This is a genomic window from Cognatiyoonia sp. IB215182 (assembly GCF_033963905.1).
Taxonomy (GTDB): domain Bacteria; phylum Pseudomonadota; class Alphaproteobacteria; order Rhodobacterales; family Rhodobacteraceae; genus Yoonia.
Genome location: NZ_JAXBMB010000003.1, coordinates 218,147 through 235,079 on the forward strand (window position 1 = coordinate 218,147; position 16,933 = coordinate 235,079).

The following is a 16,933-nucleotide window of genomic DNA, read 5'->3' on the forward strand; positions in this document are numbered from 1 at the left end:
GTTTTGCCCGCGTGCATCTTGCACATGCATTTGATTGGTCAGCGGGATTTTCGCGGCTATGCTGATGTCAAACAAACAAAGAAGAAACGCGATGGCAGGCAACACAGCAGCTAAGATACGACCACTCCGATCCACCGACCGGTCCGAATGGGAAGCTTTGTGGACCGGCTACCTCGAATTCTATGGGACATCCGTGACACCAGAGGTCTATGAAGCGACGTTCAAACGGCTTCTCGGCACCGACGCGCAAGACTACAACTGCCTGATCGCCGAGATGGATGGCAAGCCCGTCGGCCTGGCGCATTATTTGTTTCATCGCCATTGCTGGCGGATCGAGAATGTCTGCTACCTCCAGGATCTTTACGCCGCCCCAGAGGCGCGGGGCTTGGGCGTCGGGCGCAAGCTGATCGAGGCGGTTTACGCCGCCGCCGATGCAGCAGGTGCGGCTCAGGTCTATTGGACGACCGAGGAAGACAACCATGTTGGGCGGCGGCTCTACGACCGGATTGGCCAAGTGACAAAATTCATCAAGTATCAGAGGCCCGCATGAAGCGTTTCACGGCGCTTGCCCTCGCCCTCGCTGCGGCCTGCACGCCAGTTCCTGAGGGGCCGGAGCCGATCCGATTGGATTTCCCAGAGATGCGCAACTTTGCGGCGGAGAGCCCCGGGCGCGCGACGCGACCGAATTCGGAAATCGCGCTGGACTTCATCGACCTCGCCTTCCGGATGGAAAGTGGGCGAGAACTCCCGCTTCTAACCCGGTTTGAAGAGCCGATTACCGTGCGCGTGGCAGGCGCACCGCCACCATCGCTGACGGAGGACCTGACCGACTTGCTCGGCCGGCTGCGGCGCGAGGCACGGATCGATATCAATTACGCGCAAGGGGATGACGCCAATATCGTGATCGAAGCGGTCCCGTCCCGTGCGTTGCAGCGCGTGGCGCCTAACGCCGCCTGCTTTGTCGTGCCGCGTGTGCAAAGCTGGGCGGAACTGCGCCGCGCCCGCAATACGCCCACATTGGATTGGGCTACCTTGCGGCGGCGTGAAAAGGCGGCGATCTTCTTGCCCTCGGACGCCCCGCCGCAGGAAATCCGCGACTGTCTGCACGAAGAGCTGGCACAGGCCCTGGGTCCGCTGAATGACCTTTATCGCCTGCCAGATTCGATCTTCAACGATGACAATATCCATGCGGTCCTGACCGGATTTGATATGCTGATCCTGCGCACCTATTATGCGCCTGAGCTGCAAAGCGGCATGACCGAACGCCAGGTGGCCGACCGCCTGCCCCGCATTCTGGCCCGGCTGAACCCACGCGGCGAACGGCCCGGCGGACAGATCCCCAGCAACACCTCGCGCGCATGGATTAATGCGATTGAAACGGCTCTGAGCGATGGCAGCTCTGATTCCAGGCGCAGGCAGGCCGCCGCTCGTGCCGTCGCCATCGGCCAAAGCCGTGGCTGGACCGGGACGCGCGAAGGTTTCGCCAATTACGCCTTTGGCCGCCTGCAGATCGGCAATGATGCCACGCTTGCACTTGGCGCATTCAACGCCGCTGGCCGTGCCTATGGGCAAAGCCCGGTCACCAACATCCATTCGGCGCATATCGCGGTGCAACTGGCCGCCTTCACACTCATTTCAGGCGATGCCGACGCCACGATCACCATCACCGAAGAGGCCATTCCGGTCGCCGAGCAACACGAAAACGCGGCCCTTCTAGCGCTCTTGATGATGTTCAAAGCCGAAGCACTGGACCTTCAGGGCGACACGGATGAAGGGATGGCGCTGCGACTGGACAGCCTAGGTTGGGGCCTCTATGGCTTTGGCAGCCGACAAGAGGTGATTGATCGGTTGAACGAAATCGCGTCGTTACCACCGCGCATACCGCCAAGCTAGGGAGCACGATGATCTATCCGCTATCAGGACTTGTAATCGGTGCTCTGCTGGGTGCGTTTCGCGCAAAGCGGCGGGGCGGCACGGCCAAAGATATCGCACAATGGGCCGCAGTCTTTGCGATCCTCTTCGGCCTCATCGGGCTGTTTGTGCTGATTTTCGTGCAACGCAGCATCGTGCAAGGCTGATGTTTCTGCCCTTCTTTGAAAATCTGCGCCGTCAGGGGGTCCCGGTCTCGCTGCGCGAATTCCTGTCATTTTTGGAGGGGATGAAGGCCGGATTGGCCACGTACGATGTCGAGGCATTTTATTTCCTCGCTCGCACCATCATGGTCAAGGATGAGCGGCATCTCGACAAGTTCGACCGCGCCTTTGCCGCAACATTCGAAGGGTTGGATGCGATCCCGGCGGAGGCTGTGCTGAATGCCGTTGATGTGCCTAAAGAGTGGTTGGAGAAGCTTGCCGAAAAGCATCTGACAGACGCTGAAAAGGCCGAGATTGAGGCGATGGGTGGTTTCGACAAGCTGATGGAAACGCTCAAAAAACGCTTGGAAGAACAGAAGGGCCGCCATCAAGGCGGCAATAAATGGGTGGGTACCGCGGGCACATCGCCTTTTGGTGCCTATGGCTACAACCCCGAAGGCGTGCGGATCGGACAGGAGAAAAGTCGCCATCAACGCGCGGTCAAAGTCTGGGACAAGCGGGAGTTTCGCAATCTTGACGACACGGTGGAACTGGGCACGCGCAACATCAAGGTCGCGCTCAAGCGCCTGCGCATGTGGGCGCGTGACGGGGCGGCGGAAGAACTCGACCTGAACGGCACGATCCGCGCGACGGCAGAGCATGGATATCTTGACGTCCAGACCCGCCCGGAACGCCGCAATGCCGTCAAGGTCCTGCTGTTCCTCGATGTGGGTGGCTCCATGGACCCACATATCAAAGTGGTTGAGGAACTTTTCAGCGCCGCGAAATCCGAGTTCAAGCATTTCGAATATTTCTACTTCCACAACTGTCTTTACGAAGGCGTCTGGAAAGACAATCGCCGCCGCTGGAACGCGCAGACCCCTACATGGGAGGTGCTGCGCACTTATGGCCCGGATTACAAATGCATCTTTGTGGGTGACGCCAGCATGTCGCCCTACGAAATCGCCTTTCCCGGCGGTGCCAATGAGCATTGGAACGAGGAAGCGGGACAAACCTGGCTCACCCGCGCGCGCGAGCAATGGCCGAACCACCTGTGGATCAACCCGCTCGACCAACGCTATTGGCCCTACACCCAGTCGATTGCGATGATCCAAGAGATTTTCGGGGCTGATCGCATGGTGCCGATGACTTTGTCAGGGATTGATACCGGAATGAAACTGTTAGGTCGTTAAGATGGAACTCCTCAGCATTCAGATTGGAAAGCCGGAAAAGACACCTGCCAAGACAGGTCCAACCGGCCATTTCAAGAAACCTGTCGATGGGCCAGTGGCCATCCATAGCCTTGGCCTGGAAGGTGATGCGATCTGTGATCTGAAAAACCACGGTGGCGTGGATCAGGCCGTGTACCTGTTTGGGACGCCGGATCTGGAATGGTGGACAAAAGAGCTTGGCCGTGACACACTACCCGGTTTCTTTGGTGAAAATCTCGTGATCTCGGACCTAGATACGTCATCCCTCGCGATGGGAGACATCCTGACCATTGGCGATGTTACCTTGCAGATCACTGCGCCGCGCATCCCCTGCGCCACCTATGCCGCCCATATCGGGGACGGGCGCGCAATCAAGCAGTTTTACGCCGCGGAGCGCCCCGGCGCCTACGCGCGGGTCCTTCAAGAAGGCAGCGTTTCCAGGGGGATGAAGGTTGATCTTACACTTTACGACGGCGACAGGATCACCGTGGTGGACTATATGCGCGCCTATCGCACCAAGTTCAAAGACGACGATTTCCTGCAGCGCGCCCTCGCCTTGCCCGCACCGCAAAAGCTGCATGCAATTGCAAAGGAAAGGCTCGACGTCTAGCCACGGCGCCTGCGGCATTGCGCACTTTGAAATCTCGGCACACGCCCCCATATTCACGGCATGATCAAATTGATGCCCATCCTGCTTGCCGTGCTTTACGGTCTGGCCATGTATCGCTTTTCTGCGTGGCGGACGAAGCGCGAGTTGGACGCGAACTCCACCGAACTGGCCGACCCGATCCTCAAGGTGCTAATGGACAATATGGCCAAGGCGCTCGATATCGACCGCATCCGGGTCCACATCTACGAGATTGAGCCGGTCAACGGCCTGGCCGCACCTGACGGGCGCATCTTCATTACACGCGGGTTCTTCAACAAATACCGGCAAGGTCAGGTGACCTCTGAAGAAATGGCGAGCGTCATCGCACATGAGCTGGGTCATGTGGCCCTCGGCCATTCCCGCCGCAGGATGATCGACTTTTCCGGTCAGAACGCAATGCGCACTGCACTGATAATGATTGTCGGGCGGTTCATTCCCTATATCGGCCCGTGGATCGTCAATGGGCTGATCAGCCTCTTGGCCGCAAAACTCTCCCGCAATGACGAGTTTGAGGCGGATGCCTATGCCTCGGCCCTGCTTGTGAAGGCGGGCATCGGGACAGGGCCGCAGAAATCGCTTTTCGCCAAGCTCGAGAAGCTGACGGGTGCGCGCGGTGCCGCCATGCCAGCCTGGATCCTGAGCCACCCGAAAACCGACCAGCGCATTGCCGCTATTGAGGCGAATGAGGCGAAATGGAGCGGCGGGCTGACCAACGCCTAACCGCGTTCCAGCGCCTTGCCAAATCGCGGAAGCCGCGCCTTTTTCATCAGCGCCCGCATCGTCCAAGGCCGCTCGGACAAGTGATTTGCCTGCGCCAACACGGCCTCTGCCACGCCCCGGACCTGATCCGGGGCCTCAGACAAGAGGTCACATAGGAATAGATCCGGCCCCGCGCGCTCTAGCATCGCATCCGCGAGGATATCGCGCGGGAAGTCTTTGTGGTTCAGCGTCAGGATCGTGTCGCATGATCCAGCGACCGCGGCGGCAAGCACATGGATGTCGTTCGGATCAGGCAGCCAGAATTGCCGCGCGAAATCGGCTTCAAACCGCACCATTGCGTCGGGAAATGCTGCTTTGAGGGCCGCGATTTCGCCTTGCGCAATCACCTCTTGCTGCGGGCCCAGCTTCGCCACTGCCAGCGCCCATTCATCCAGAATGCGCGTCGACCAGCGTGGCTCAAACAGGCCTTCTTTCGCGCAACCAATCAGCACCTCGCGCATCACGGTCGGGTAGAGCACGCAGGCGTCGATCATCACTCTCATAGGCGGTAGACAAGCGCCTTGAGATAACCGCTTTCCGCCAGATGCGGCAAAAGCGGATGGTCCGGCCCGGCAAAGCCCATATGGATGATCTGCCCGCGCCGCCCAGCCCGTCCAATCCCGCGCGATGATGCGTTGCGGAACCGCGTCAAATCCGCAGCGTGCGAGCAGGAACACAAGGCCAGATAACCGCCCTTCTTCACCAACGGGGCGGCGAGCCGCGCCACACGTTCATAGGCGCGCAGACCGGCGTCGAGGGCCTGTTTTGACGGTGCAAAAGCTGGTGGGTCACAAACGACAATGTCAAATGACGCCCCCTCTTCTGCCAATGCGGCCATCACATCGAACGCATCCCCTTTTCGGGTGGTGAACCGCTTGGCCACACCCGTTGCGTCGGCACCGGCGCGGGCCAGTTTCAGCGCCGCATCCGAGCCATCGACGGCCAATGCTGAGGCGGCACCTTGCGCTAGCGATGCCAGACCAAAGCCGCCGACATGCGAAAAGACGTCCAGAACATCCGCCCCCGATGCCAGCCCGGCCACAAAGTCATGATTTGGTCGTTGATCAAAGAATAGCCCTGTCTTCTGCCCACCCAGAAGATCGGCCATATAGGTGGCCCCATTCATCGGCACCGGGACGGGGTCGTCTGGCGCAGTACCAGCAATGACCTCGGTCCGCTCTTCCAAGCCCTCAAGGCCACGGGCGCGACCAGTGCCGTTCATGATGATCGTGCTGACGCCCGTGACCGATTGCAAAGCGGCACATATGGGTCCCAACAGACGATCCGCCCAAGCGGCATTCGGCTGGACCACCGCGATATCGCCAAAGCGGTCAATGACGATACCCGGCAAGCCATCCGCCTCGGCATGCACGAGGCGGTAATAGGGTTCGTCATAAAGCCGTTCGCGATGCGTGAGTGCGTATTGCAGCCGATTGATAAACCACCCCTCATCGATCACGACATTCGGATTGCGCTCCAGCATCCGGCAGATGATCTTCGACGTCGGGTTCACCGCAACAATACCCAGAAAGGACCGGTTCGCGTCTTCGAGTTGTGCGATCGTCCCCGGCGCCAGTTTGCGCGTCCGCCGATCTGTCACCAGTTCATTCGCATAGACCCACGGAAACCCGTGACGGATGGCGCGCGCCTCGGCTTTCGGCAAAAGGCGCACAATGGGCAAGGCGGAAGTGTCTGAACCTGTCATGGCCGCTCTCCTAGCGGCTTCACAATGGGTTTGAAAGGGTAGTCAGGACAGCTCTGCAAGCAGAACTTCGGTCAGGAAATTCACCACGCGCACCTTTTGGGTTTGCCCGCCTTGTTCCAGCGCGACTGCCCGCGATCCGCCCGGCGCATCCAGATTGGCGGTGACCCGGCGCGCAGGCTCAAGGACAGTGCCGGTGCGGGCATCCCGGACAGTCATGTCAAATACGATATGGTAGTTGCCGCCAACGGAATACCGCGTCCGGTCGGTGACACCGTGAAAACGTACAAGCCGCACCTGAACGGCAACCGGCACATCCCCGGTCAGACCGGTCGCGCTGCGACGCGCTGCGGTTTCGAACATCGCCGCAATTTGCGGGACGCGTGCGCCACGCGGATCGCCGCGCCAGACGACATCCGCAAATGGGTAGTAGTTTTCACTCTCGGAAACGGTCAGGTCCGCAGGTGCCGCAAAGGAAAAATCCGCAAGTGTGTAGGATCGAGCAACATCCGTCGCACCGCCAGAGGAGAAATTGTTGCCTCCCGAACAGGCCGCAAGACCGACAATCGCTATCAGAAGTATGAACAGTCTATGAAGCATTCGCATGATCCACCTTTCGCCTCTGCGGCGGGTAGCAAGCAAATATGCAGAGATTATGGCCAGCTTGGTACGCGCTGAGACATAAATGTGAGGGTGTGCCTGGCATTGCTTGTTAGCGCTAACACACTGTGGTAAGATGCGCGCAAATCCCGCCGACGAGGACCCCCATGCCACTTCACCCGAAAATCGCTGAAGTTACTGACCGCATCAAAGCCCGTTCCGAAAAACCCCGCGCTATCTATATGGACACGATGGAACGCGCAGCCGCCGAAGGGCCGCGCCGTGCCCATCTGACCTGCGGCAACCAGGCCCATGCCTATGCCGCGATGGGCGAGGACAAGGATGCGCTAACCGCCGCACGCAGCCCCAATATCGGGATTATCACGGCCTATAATGACATGCTGTCGGCCCATCAGCCGTTTGAAAAATACCCCGACCTGATCCGCGAGGCTGCGCGGGCTGAGGGTGGGACGGCGCAGGTCGCGGGCGGCGTACCCGCGATGTGTGATGGCGTCACACAGGGCCAGACCGGAATGGAGCTGTCGCTCTTCTCGCGCGACGTAATTGCGCTCGCTGCGGGCGTTGGCCTGTCGCATAACGTCTTTGACAGCGCGATCTACTTAGGCGTCTGCGACAAGATCGTGCCGGGCCTCGTCATGGCTGCCGCTACTTTTGGGTACATCCCCGGCATCTTCATGCCTGCGGGGCCGATGGTCTCTGGCCTGCCGAATGATGAAAAGGCCCGCGTGCGCCAGCAATTCGCGACCGGTGAAGTGGGCCGGGACAAGCTGATGGAGGCCGAGATGGCTTCGTATCACGGTCCGGGCACCTGCACATTCTATGGGACAGCCAACACCAACCAGATGCTGATGGAGTTCATGGGGCTGCACCTGCCCGGCGCTTCGTTCGTTAACCCCGGCACGCCCTTGCGCGAGGCACTGACGACCGCAGGCACCGAACGCGCCTTGGAGATTACCGCGCTCGGCAATGATTACCGCCCCGTTTGTGACATTCTGGACGAGAAGGCGTTTGTGAACGGCATGGTCGGCTTGATGGCCACAGGCGGCTCAACCAACCTTGTTATCCACTTGCCCGCCATGGCGAAGGCTGCGGGCATCATGCTGGATCTTGAAGATTTCAGCGATCTCTCCGAGGTCACGCCGCTAATGGCCAAGGTTTATCCCAACGGGCTGGCGGATGTGAACCATTTCCATGCTGCGGGTGGCTTGGGCTACATGATCGGCGAACTGCTGAATGCGGGCCTCTTGCATGACGACACCAAGACCGTCGCCGGTGACGGGCTGGAGCTTTACACGCAAGAGCCCAAGCTGACCGAGGGCCGTATCACCTACGCACCTGGTGCGGGTAAATCGCACAACGAAAAGGTCCTGCGCCCCGCCAATGATCCGTTCCACCCGACCGGCGGACTGACCCAACTTGCGGGCAATCTGGGGCGTGGGGTGATCAAGACCTCAGCTGTCGCGCCCGAAAGGCACATTATCGAGGCCCCTGCCCGCGTGTTCCACGACCAGGACTCAGTGAAAGCAGCCTTCAAAGCCGGGGAGTTTACCGAAGACACGGTGATCGTCGTGCGGTTTCAGGGGCCGAAGTCGAACGGCATGCCCGAATTGCACGGACTGACCCCAACACTGGCGGTGCTGCAGGATCGTGGCCTGCGTGTGGCACTTGTGACGGACGGGCGGATGTCAGGCGCATCCGGCAAGGTCCCCTCGGCCATCCATGTCTGCCCGGAAGCGGCGGATGACGGACCCATTTCGCTAGTGCGCGATGGCGATGTGATCCGGCTGGATGCCACAAAGGGCAGCATCGAAGTGCTGGGCGTTGACCTCAGCACCCGTACACCCGCCACCGCAGACCTCAGCGGCAATGGCAATGGCGTGGGGCGCGAGCTTTTTGACGTCTTCCGCCGGAATGTGGGCCTTGCCGCCGACGGCGCGGGCGTCGCCGTCTGAACCAAGAACAACGAAAGACCAACTATGACACCCCAAGACGCTTCTGCAGCCGCCGCCAAGGTCTGCCAATTGGCCCCCGTGGTCCCCGTACTTGTCGTTGACGACGCGAGCATCGCCGCTGATCTGGCCCGCGCGCTTATCACTGGCGGTTTGCCCGCGTTGGAGGTCACGCTGCGCACACCCGCCGCACTAGACGTGATCAAAGAGATGGCGACGGTGGATGGCGGCGTTGTTGGCGCGGGCACGTTGCTCACCCCGAAAGATGTCGAAGAGGCCAAGGCGGCCGGTGCCACCTTTGGCGTTTCGCCGGGAGCCACAGACCGGCTTCTGGATGCCTGCGAAGCCAATGACCTGCCGCTGCTGCCCGGTGCGGCAACGGCGACCGAAGCGATGCGCCTCTTGGAGCGCGGCTACACCGTGCAGAAATTCTTCCCGGCAGAAGCCAATGGCGGCGCGCCCGCGCTGAAGGCCATCGGCGCGCCCATCCCGCAGGTGAAATTTTGCCCCACGGGCGGTGTCAGCCTGACAAATGCGCCGACCTATCTGGGGCTCAGCAATACGCTCTGCGTTGGTGGATCTTGGGTTGCACCGAAAGACAAGGTGGCCGCCGGCGACTGGGCGGGCATCACGGCGCTGGCAGAAGAGGCAGCGCAGCTAGGCTAGACGCGCTGCGCGCCCGCCCCGGCGCTTGGGTGCGGCACTTTCATTCAGCGCCTCTTTCAAGGTCTGGGTCATGGGATGGTCCCGCGGCTCGCCAGCATAGCGATCCAACAAAGCGGTGACCGCCGCGCGCGGGTTGGCATCCGGGGGCACCCCAAGCGCCCAATCGAGGAAAATCGTGCGGCATTCCGGTGCGCTTATACCCTCAATGCGGTAAGCTTCTCGGATCAGTCCCTTGGGATCGTTGGGGTCCGTCATGTCGCATCCTCTTTCAACATCCGCGTGATGATGGCATCGGCCCGGTCACGCGCCTGCACCAGCTTGGCCAAAAGCCCGTCCAGATCGTCACAGGCGCTTTCGCGCAGGATCAGGCGTTTGGCACCCTCGCCAAGTGTATCTGGGTCAAGCGCGCCGCCCGTCAACAGGCCTGCCGCCGCCTGCACGCCCCACAAAAACCGCGTCGCCTCGGTCATGGCCTGCGCATCCACGGCATCAAGCCACCCATCCGCGACACCGGCCTGCAATTGTGCCGCGATATTGCGCGCAGGCGACTTTGAACGCAGGGCTGCGGTCTGGGCAAAGAGTTCGATATCCTGCAGCCGCCCCGGCCCGATCTTGGCATCCCAATCCCCTTGCGGCGGTTTGGCTTCGGCGATCCGCCTGCGCATCTCGGCCACGTCAGTCAGGACGGTCGGACCGTTTGCCTTTTCAGCCAGCAACGCGGTTCGAAAGCTTTCAATCTCACCCGCAAGCCCCGCTTCCCCCGCCACGACGCGACCACGTGTCAGCGCCAGATGCTCCCACGTCCAAGCCTCATCGCGCTGATAGGTGCGGAACGCATCGAAGGATGTGGCAACCGGCCCCTGACGGCCAGAGGGGCGCAGGCGCATATCAACCTCGTAAAGCCGCCCTTCGGACATCGGCGCGCTGAGTGCTGTGACGAGCGCCTGCGTTAAACGTGCGAAATAGGCACGGGTGGCTAGCGGGCGCCGCCCGTCAGAGGCTTCAACACCGCCGGCATCGTAGATCATGATCAGGTCCAGATCAGAGCCTGCATTCAGCCGACCTGCCCCAAGGGAACCCATGCCAAGCACCGCGCCGCCGCGTCCGGGCATCGCCCCATGCTTACGCGCGAATTCGGCCACAACGACGGGCCAAAGTGCGGCGATCACCGCCTCGGCGAGATCGGCATACTGCCGACCTGCTGTGGCGGCATCAATCAGCCCGCGCAAGTGATGCACGCCGATGCGGAAATGCCATTCCTTCGCCCAACGACGCGCGGCTATCAACTGGGTTTCATAGTCATCAATGTCGCCGAGCACCGCGTCCAAGTCGGCCTTGAGACCCTGAACACCCGGCCAGTCACTAAAGAAGGCACCGCCAATCACCGCATCCAGCACACCTGCATTGCGCGACAGATATTGCGACAGCGCGGGCGCAGTAGCCGCGATGTCCACGATCAACTGGGTCAGTTGCGGGTTCGCCTCAAACAACGAAAATAGCTGCACCCCCGCAGGCAAACCCCGTAGAAATGCGTCGAACTGCGCCAGCGCCTCATCCGGTTTCGCCGCCTCTTGCAGGCGGGCGAGGATTTCCGGGGTCAGCCGGTCGAATACCTCTGTCGCGCGGGCAGATCGCAACGCCGGATAACTGTGCCAGCGCGTCACCACATCGGCACCCCATGTGGTGGTGACCGGTGCGGTCGGCTCTGGTGCGAAAAAACCCTCGGTCAAGGTATGTACGTCGCTCAGGCGCTGGGTCAGCGTTTCCCGCAGACTGGCCGCTTCCGTGTCCATAAAGGCCGCGAGCCGTTCAAAGCCTGCGGCATCACCTGGCAAATGATGGGTCTGCGCATCGTTGATCATCTGCACGCGGTGTTCGACCTCGCGATGGGCTTCGTAGTGGGTCGTGAGCGTTTTGGCTGTCTCCTGCGGGATCCAATCTGCTGTTGCGAGCCGCGCAAGGCCCTCATCCGTTCGGCGCACCCGCAGCGCCGGATCGCGCCCTCCGGCAATCAACTGGCGGGTCTGGGTGAAGAACTCTATCTCCCGAATACCGCCGCGCCCCAGTTTCATATTGTGGCCTTCGAGCGTCAGCTTCCCGCCCAAGCCCTTATGGTCGCGAATCTTCAGACGCATGTCATGCGCATCCTGAATGGCGGCGAAATCCAGATGTTTGCGCCAGACAAACGGGCGCAACGTCTCCAGAAACCTGTTGCCCGCCGCGATGTCACCGGCGCAGACCCGCGCCTTGATATAGGCGGCACGCTCCCAAGTGCGGCCAACGCTTTCGTAATAACGCTCTGCCGCTTCCATCGACAGGCAGACGGGTGTGACCGAGGCATCCGGGCGCAGACGCAGATCGGTGCGGAAGACATAGCCACCTTCGCGGACGTCTGACAGCATTGCGGTCATCTTCCGCGTGACGCGGATAAAGGCGGCACGGACATCATGATACGCATCCGCATCGAACTGCGTTTCGTCAAACAAACAAATCAGGTCGATGTCAGAGGAATAATTCAACTCTCCCGCGCCCATCTTGCCCATGGCGAGCACCGCCATGCCGCCGCCTTTGGTCGGGTCAAGATGACTCGGCAGTTTGCCGCGTGCGATCTCCGCCTGCACGAGGGCGGCCAAACTGGCCTGCACCGCCGCATCGGCGAAATCCGTGAGTGTTCCGGTTACCTGTTTGAGCGACCACACGCCGCCGAGATCGGCCAAAGCGACAATAAGTGCTATCCGCCGCTTCATCGTGCGTAAATGACCGGGCAGATCATCCACAGCGACATCCGGGAGAGCCTCAATGAGTGACCGCACCGCACCATCTGGATCATCCAGCGCGGAGGTCAGCCATTCTGCCTCTTTCGCTATCAGCCCTGCCAGATAGGGGCTGCACCCTGCTGTGCCCGCGATCAGCCTGGCCAAATCCCCCGTAATGTCCGGAACAAGGCGCAAGGCATCTGCACCGCGATCAGGGTCATGGGCGCGCGGGCATCGCGTCATGGCGGCGGCAAAGGACATGGGCGCAGAGTGATCGGTCGCGACAGGCTGGTCAATCACCTGCCAGCGGCTAAAGTGCCGCAAAAAGGACAGTATGATCATGAGCAAGAGTCTGAAACGCGTGACACGCGCCTTGAGCGATCTGGGCCTCTCGATCACTCCTATCGAGATGGGTGCGGAGACCCGCACTGCTCAGCAAGCCGCCGATGCTGCCGGGTGTCATCTGGATCAGATCGCGAAATCGGTCATCTTTGCTGGACAAGAAAGTGGTCGGGCCATCCTGTTCATCACCGCAGGCGGCAATCAGGTGGATGCGGCCAAAGCCAGCGCCGCCGCAGGTGAGCCATTGGGCAAGGCCGATGCAGGGCTGATCCGGGCGCAGACCGGCTTTGCCATCGGTGGCGTGGCACCCGTGGGTCATCTGAACCCGATCCGGGCCTTTATCGACCCGCGGCTCATTGAATTTGACGTCATCTACGCCGCTGCAGGCACACCGCGTCACATTTTTCCGATTAAGCCCGATACGCTTATCAAGATTTCTGGCGCGCAAGTGGCTGATTTCATTGCGCTTCAAAAGTAAATGTAAAAAACATTCACATAAACTCTTGAAGTAAGACCGGTGGCAGCCGATATCTTGGTCATGTGAAAGACATTCACATTGAAATTCACACCAAGAGATAAGGAGCCCAAGAATGAACACCGCCACCAACCCAGCCCCGATGGCTTATGACAGCCCCCGCGGCTTTTTCGCCCGTGCCGAGGCCTGGCTTGATGAGCGCGGCAAAGGCGCCTGGATCGCCGCTATGGTTCTGGGCTTCATCTTTGTCTGGCCCATCGGCCTTGCCATCCTCGCCTATATGATCTGGAGCAAACGCATGTTCAGCAATTCCTGCAAATCCATGACCCGCTATCGCCCCCGCCACATGAGCAAATCTTCGGGCAACAGCGCATTTGACGCCTACAAGGCCGAAACACTGCGCCGTCTGGAAGAAGAGCAGGACAAGTTTGAGGACTTCCTCAAGCGGCTGCGTGAAGCCAAGGACAAGGCAGAGTTCGACCAGTTCATGAACGAACGCGCCGCGGCTGCGAATACGACAGACAGCACGCCGGACGAACCAACGGGTCAAGCCTAAGGACCCCAGAAAGCTCCCCCGGTTTGGGGGAGCTTTTCATTTCAGGAGTACATCATATGACAAGCATTCCCATGTCCGCAAAGAAGCCCGCGCATATTCCCGCACAAAATCTGCCGCTTCCGGTACAGATCATTTCAACCGTCCTTTTCGGCGCTTTCGGTATCCTCGCCGTCATCTTCGCCTTCAACTATTCGCTCTTTGGCGGCATCGTGGTTGCGGCCATCATCGGCTGGCGCGGCGGTTTTGCGCCGGGCGCCTGGGGTCCTCCCCCGCAAATGCCACAACTGGACAACATCATGCCCCTCGCGCCCGAGGCGCAGCAGAGATCAAGCGGCAATGCCAGCTTTGACGCCTATCGCTCCGAAACCCTGCGCCGCCTTGAAGAAGAGCAGGAGAACTTCGAAAACTTTCTAGGCCGGTTGCGCGCCGCAAAGGACAAATCAGAGTTTGACGATTTCCTTGATCGCCGCGCAGCACGTGTCAGGCGCGCGACAGCAGACACAGACGTCATAGACGACGCAACAGACTAAGGGCCATATCGGCGGCAACTATGGGTTGCCGCTCGCCACGCAGCATCGCGCGTGCAGCCGTGGTCGGCCCTAATGCCTGCGTCAAATTGACCACCTCCGCGCCAAATACAACGTGTCAATATTGATTGACACGTTACTTTACGTCAGCCTGTTACACATCTAGCCGTTTATTGAGTCATCAAGCCGTTTTTGCTTCACCTGCATTTTGCCAGGGAGGGGACGATGTTTGAAGAAGGCCCGGACACCTGCCACCTGGATGCCGCACTTTATGCAAAATCACAAAGCCAGATCCGTGAATTCAAGGCACGCTTACCACCTGCATCTGTCGCGGGACTGGCCCGTGAAGTGATCCGCCGCCTGGCCGCTCAGGGGGCAGAGATCAGCGCACAAAGACCATCGGAATACCAGCTAGAGAGCTTTTTTTATGCCCTGATCTCGGATGATGACCAGGCAGGTGCTGCCTTTATCCAACAGGCACGTGCGGCGGGCGCATCGATCGAAGCGATCTATCTGACCTATCTGGCAGGAGCAGCGCGGATGCTCGGCCTCTGGTGGGACAATGATCTGGCCACCTTTTCCGAAGTCACTCTTGGTACAAGCCGCATGTACGCCATTATGCGGGCCATACGGCGTCAAATTGCGTTGCCCACCACGACTGCGAGCAAATCCGCAATCTTCACCATCGCACCGGGTGAAACGCACACTTTGGGCATTCGCATGGCAACCGATCTATTTCGCAAGGACGGCTGGCGGATCGACCTGCAGATCGAAGGCGATCACGATGCGCTGGTATCGCATATCTCAAACGCGCCCACACAGCTTGTCGGGATATCGGCGGGCGGTGCGCATTCCTTGCAGGCCTTGTCGCGGCTGATTGTGGCGCTGCGGATCAATCGGCCCGATGCGATGATATTCGTCAGCGGACACATCGTGGAAGAGGCTGCGGATGCCATCGAACTGATCGGTGTCGACGGGCTCGCCAGCGACATCCATGCGGCAAAGGTGCTGATGAACCAGCTGTGGCAAACGCTCCAGCCATAAACCCGATTTGCAGATGAAAGCTGATGCGGATGCTTCAAGGACCGCAGCACATCCAAAGGTTGCGCACCGGACATTTTTGCGACGCGCCGCTTAGCCTTAACCATAGGTTAATCGAAAGGCTTGGCGGATGCGGCATCGGTTGCTAGTGTTTTCGGAAACCAGACGGATTCACAATGCGCCACACGCTTCCCATTGCTCCGCAGTTCTATGTAACTGCGCCGCAGCCCTGCCCTTACCTCGAAGGGCGGATGGAGCGAAAGCTGTTCACCGCCCTGCAGGGTGACACAGCGACAAAACTGAACGATGCGCTGTCGAAACAGGGCTTCCGCCGGTCGCAGAATGTTCTCTACCGTCCTTCCTGTTCAGAATGCTCTGCCTGCATGTCTGCGCGCATTGATGTGTCGCAATTTGCGCCCAGCCGCAGTCAGCGCCGGGTGCAAAAGCGCGCCGACCATCTAAAAAGGCGCGCAACCTCGCCTTGGGCCACCGAAGAGCAATACACGCTTTTCCGTCAGTATCTGGACGGGCGGCATGCAACCGGTGGTATGGCGGACATGGATATGTTCGAGTTTGCCGCGATGGTCGAGGAAACGCCGATCCGGTCGCGCCTGATCGAATATGACGAGGAGGACGAGCTGCGCGCCGTATGCCTGACCGACATTCTCGATGACGGTCTCTCGATGGTCTATTCCTTCTTTGATCCGGCGCATCAGAAGCTGTCGCTGGGGACTTACATCATCCTTGATCACATCATGATCGCGCGCGAATTGAACTTGCCTTACGTCTATCTGGGCTATTGGGTGCCTGGCAGCCCAAAGATGGATTACAAGGCCAAATTCAAAGGCCTCGAAGTCTATCGTCACGGTGCCTGGAGCCCGATTGGCGACCCCAAGAAATACGATGCAGAGGTACATCCCCTGTCGACCGATCCCATTGCCGAGCAGGTGGCAAGGATCAGCCTGCCGGACGGGCGCAACTAACGCGCGGCTGCAGTTTTTTCCAGAACCAGGAACGTCATCATACCCATGGGCGGAATCGTGGATTGTTCCACTACCGACAGCCTGTCTTCGCGCAAGACTGTCCCCATTTCGAAATCCGAATGCCAGCCCAGCAGGTTGGCGAAGGGTGCCGTTAGCCTTTCAATCAGCGCCAGAAACCCCTTGTCTCGCGCAAAATGGTTGGTGATGACAACCTTACCGCCCGGTTTACAGACACGCGCAATTTCGGCCATGACACGTTCAGGTTCCGGCACGACAGAGATGACATGCATCAGCGCGATCGTGTCAAAGCTGTCATCGGCGAAATCCAGTTCACGGGCATCCATTTGGCGCAGCTCTTTGACATGGCCCAACCCTTCCTCAGAAACCTTTTGTTTGGCCTTGGCCAGCATGTCATGGCTGAAATCAATACCTGTGACCGCGAGCGCCGGATCGTAGTTGTGCAACGACAGCCCGGTGCCCACCCCGACTTCGAGGACCTCGTGACCATTGGCATTGATGTATGCAACAGCCTTGCGGCGCCCCCGATTGGTGATCGCGCCGAAAGTGCGGTCATAGATCGGCGCCCATCGCGCGTAAGAGGTCCCGACGGCATTGATATCCATA

The 16,933-nt window shown here is 59.9% G+C and carries 19 protein-coding genes; 13 read left to right on the forward strand and 6 right to left on the reverse strand.

Going from position 1 to position 16,933, the window contains the following annotated elements:
• Window positions 1-91 precede the first annotated feature (91 nt).
• The 6 genes from SLH47_RS07285 to SLH47_RS07310 are packed head-to-tail and all read left to right on the forward strand — an operon-like array spanning window position 92 to window position 4,652.
• Window positions 92-550, forward strand: coding sequence for a GNAT family N-acetyltransferase (locus tag SLH47_RS07285; protein ID WP_320238807.1), 459 nt, complete (start codon window positions 92-94; stop codon window positions 548-550).
• A complete protein-coding gene (locus SLH47_RS07290) occupies window positions 547-1,893 on the forward strand; it encodes a DUF2927 domain-containing protein (protein WP_320238808.1) in 1,347 nt (448 codons plus the stop codon). The genes SLH47_RS07285 and SLH47_RS07290 overlap by 4 nt, the downstream gene beginning before the upstream one ends.
• 8 nt (window positions 1,894-1,901) lie before the next feature.
• Complete coding sequence (locus SLH47_RS07295; RefSeq protein ID WP_320238809.1) at window positions 1,902-2,078, forward strand: hypothetical protein; 177 nt, start codon at window positions 1,902-1,904, stop codon at window positions 2,076-2,078.
• Entirely contained in the window at window positions 2,078-3,265 is a 1,188-nt protein-coding gene (locus SLH47_RS07300; RefSeq protein ID WP_320238810.1) for a VWA domain-containing protein, read from the forward strand. Before SLH47_RS07295 ends, SLH47_RS07300 begins: the two co-directional genes overlap by 1 nt.
• 1 nt (window position 3,266) lies before the next feature.
• Window positions 3,267-3,893: an MOSC domain-containing protein gene (locus SLH47_RS07305; RefSeq protein ID WP_320238811.1), complete on the forward strand. Its 627-nt coding sequence runs from the start codon at window positions 3,267-3,269 to the stop codon at window positions 3,891-3,893.
• A gap of 60 nt (window positions 3,894-3,953) precedes the next feature.
• Window positions 3,954-4,652 (forward strand): M48 family metallopeptidase, encoded by a 699-nt coding sequence (locus tag SLH47_RS07310; protein WP_320238812.1) that lies wholly within the window; start codon window positions 3,954-3,956, stop codon window positions 4,650-4,652.
• Here SLH47_RS07310 and SLH47_RS07315 read toward each other — a convergent pair.
• Genes SLH47_RS07315 through SLH47_RS07325 form a run of 3 tightly spaced genes read right to left on the reverse strand, consistent with a single transcriptional unit; the run spans window position 4,649 to window position 6,993 of the window.
• Complete coding sequence (locus tag SLH47_RS07315) at window positions 4,649-5,194, reverse strand: RSP_2648 family PIN domain-containing protein (protein ID WP_320238813.1); 546 nt, start codon at window positions 5,192-5,194, stop codon at window positions 4,649-4,651. The two genes, SLH47_RS07310 and SLH47_RS07315, sit on opposite strands and share 4 nt — an antisense overlap.
• Window positions 5,191-6,396, reverse strand: a complete 1,206-nt coding sequence (locus tag SLH47_RS07320) for an RSP_2647 family RNA methyltransferase (protein ID WP_320238814.1) — start codon at window positions 6,394-6,396, stop codon at window positions 5,191-5,193. The genes SLH47_RS07315 and SLH47_RS07320 overlap by 4 nt, the downstream gene beginning before the upstream one ends.
• 42 nt (window positions 6,397-6,438) lie before the next feature.
• Window positions 6,439-6,993 carry a DUF6778 family protein gene (locus SLH47_RS07325; protein WP_320238815.1) on the reverse strand — a complete coding sequence of 185 codons (555 nt, stop codon included), beginning with the start codon at window positions 6,991-6,993 and terminating at the stop codon, window positions 6,439-6,441.
• A 167-nt stretch (window positions 6,994-7,160) separates the two neighbouring features.
• Between SLH47_RS07325 and edd the strand changes: the two genes are divergently transcribed.
• Both edd and eda read left to right on the forward strand, forming a co-directional pair.
• Entirely contained in the window at window positions 7,161-8,966 is a 1,806-nt protein-coding gene (gene edd, locus SLH47_RS07330; protein WP_320238816.1) for a phosphogluconate dehydratase, read from the forward strand.
• A 24-nt stretch (window positions 8,967-8,990) separates the two neighbouring features.
• The gene (gene eda / locus SLH47_RS07335; RefSeq protein WP_320238817.1) at window positions 8,991-9,629 is read left to right on the forward strand and encodes a bifunctional 4-hydroxy-2-oxoglutarate aldolase/2-dehydro-3-deoxy-phosphogluconate aldolase; all 639 of its coding nucleotides are present in this window, start codon (window positions 8,991-8,993) and stop codon (window positions 9,627-9,629) included.
• Here eda and SLH47_RS07340 read toward each other — a convergent pair.
• Together SLH47_RS07340 and SLH47_RS07345 are read right to left on the reverse strand one after the other, a co-directional pair.
• Window positions 9,621-9,884, reverse strand: coding sequence for a hypothetical protein (locus SLH47_RS07340; protein WP_320238818.1), 264 nt, complete (start codon window positions 9,882-9,884; stop codon window positions 9,621-9,623). The two genes, eda and SLH47_RS07340, sit on opposite strands and share 9 nt — an antisense overlap.
• The gene (locus SLH47_RS07345) at window positions 9,881-12,646 is read right to left on the reverse strand and encodes a glutamine-synthetase adenylyltransferase (RefSeq protein ID WP_320239089.1); all 2,766 of its coding nucleotides are present in this window, start codon (window positions 12,644-12,646) and stop codon (window positions 9,881-9,883) included. The genes SLH47_RS07340 and SLH47_RS07345 overlap by 4 nt, the downstream gene beginning before the upstream one ends.
• A 79-nt stretch (window positions 12,647-12,725) precedes the next feature.
• Between SLH47_RS07345 and SLH47_RS07350 the strand changes: the two genes are divergently transcribed.
• From SLH47_RS07350 to SLH47_RS07370, 5 genes are all read left to right on the forward strand, one after another.
• The gene (locus tag SLH47_RS07350) at window positions 12,726-13,205 is read left to right on the forward strand and encodes a YbaK/EbsC family protein (RefSeq protein WP_320238819.1); all 480 of its coding nucleotides are present in this window, start codon (window positions 12,726-12,728) and stop codon (window positions 13,203-13,205) included.
• A gap of 112 nt (window positions 13,206-13,317) precedes the next feature.
• Entirely contained in the window at window positions 13,318-13,758 is a 441-nt protein-coding gene (locus SLH47_RS07355) for a DUF2852 domain-containing protein (protein ID WP_320238820.1), read from the forward strand.
• Between the two features lie 56 nt (window positions 13,759-13,814).
• The gene (locus SLH47_RS07360) at window positions 13,815-14,288 is read left to right on the forward strand and encodes a DUF2852 domain-containing protein (RefSeq protein ID WP_320238821.1); all 474 of its coding nucleotides are present in this window, start codon (window positions 13,815-13,817) and stop codon (window positions 14,286-14,288) included.
• Window positions 14,289-14,510: 222 nt separating this feature from the next.
• Window positions 14,511-15,329 carry a cobalamin B12-binding domain-containing protein gene (locus SLH47_RS07365; protein ID WP_320238822.1) on the forward strand — a complete coding sequence of 273 codons (819 nt, stop codon included), beginning with the start codon at window positions 14,511-14,513 and terminating at the stop codon, window positions 15,327-15,329.
• A gap of 173 nt (window positions 15,330-15,502) precedes the next feature.
• The gene (locus SLH47_RS07370; RefSeq protein WP_320238823.1) at window positions 15,503-16,309 is read left to right on the forward strand and encodes an arginyltransferase; all 807 of its coding nucleotides are present in this window, start codon (window positions 15,503-15,505) and stop codon (window positions 16,307-16,309) included.
• On the opposite strand, the gene SLH47_RS07375 is transcribed toward SLH47_RS07370, so the two are convergent.
• A complete protein-coding gene (locus SLH47_RS07375) occupies window positions 16,306-16,932 on the reverse strand; it encodes a class I SAM-dependent methyltransferase (protein WP_320238824.1) in 627 nt (208 codons plus the stop codon). The two genes, SLH47_RS07370 and SLH47_RS07375, sit on opposite strands and share 4 nt — an antisense overlap.
• Window position 16,933 lies beyond the last annotated feature (1 nt).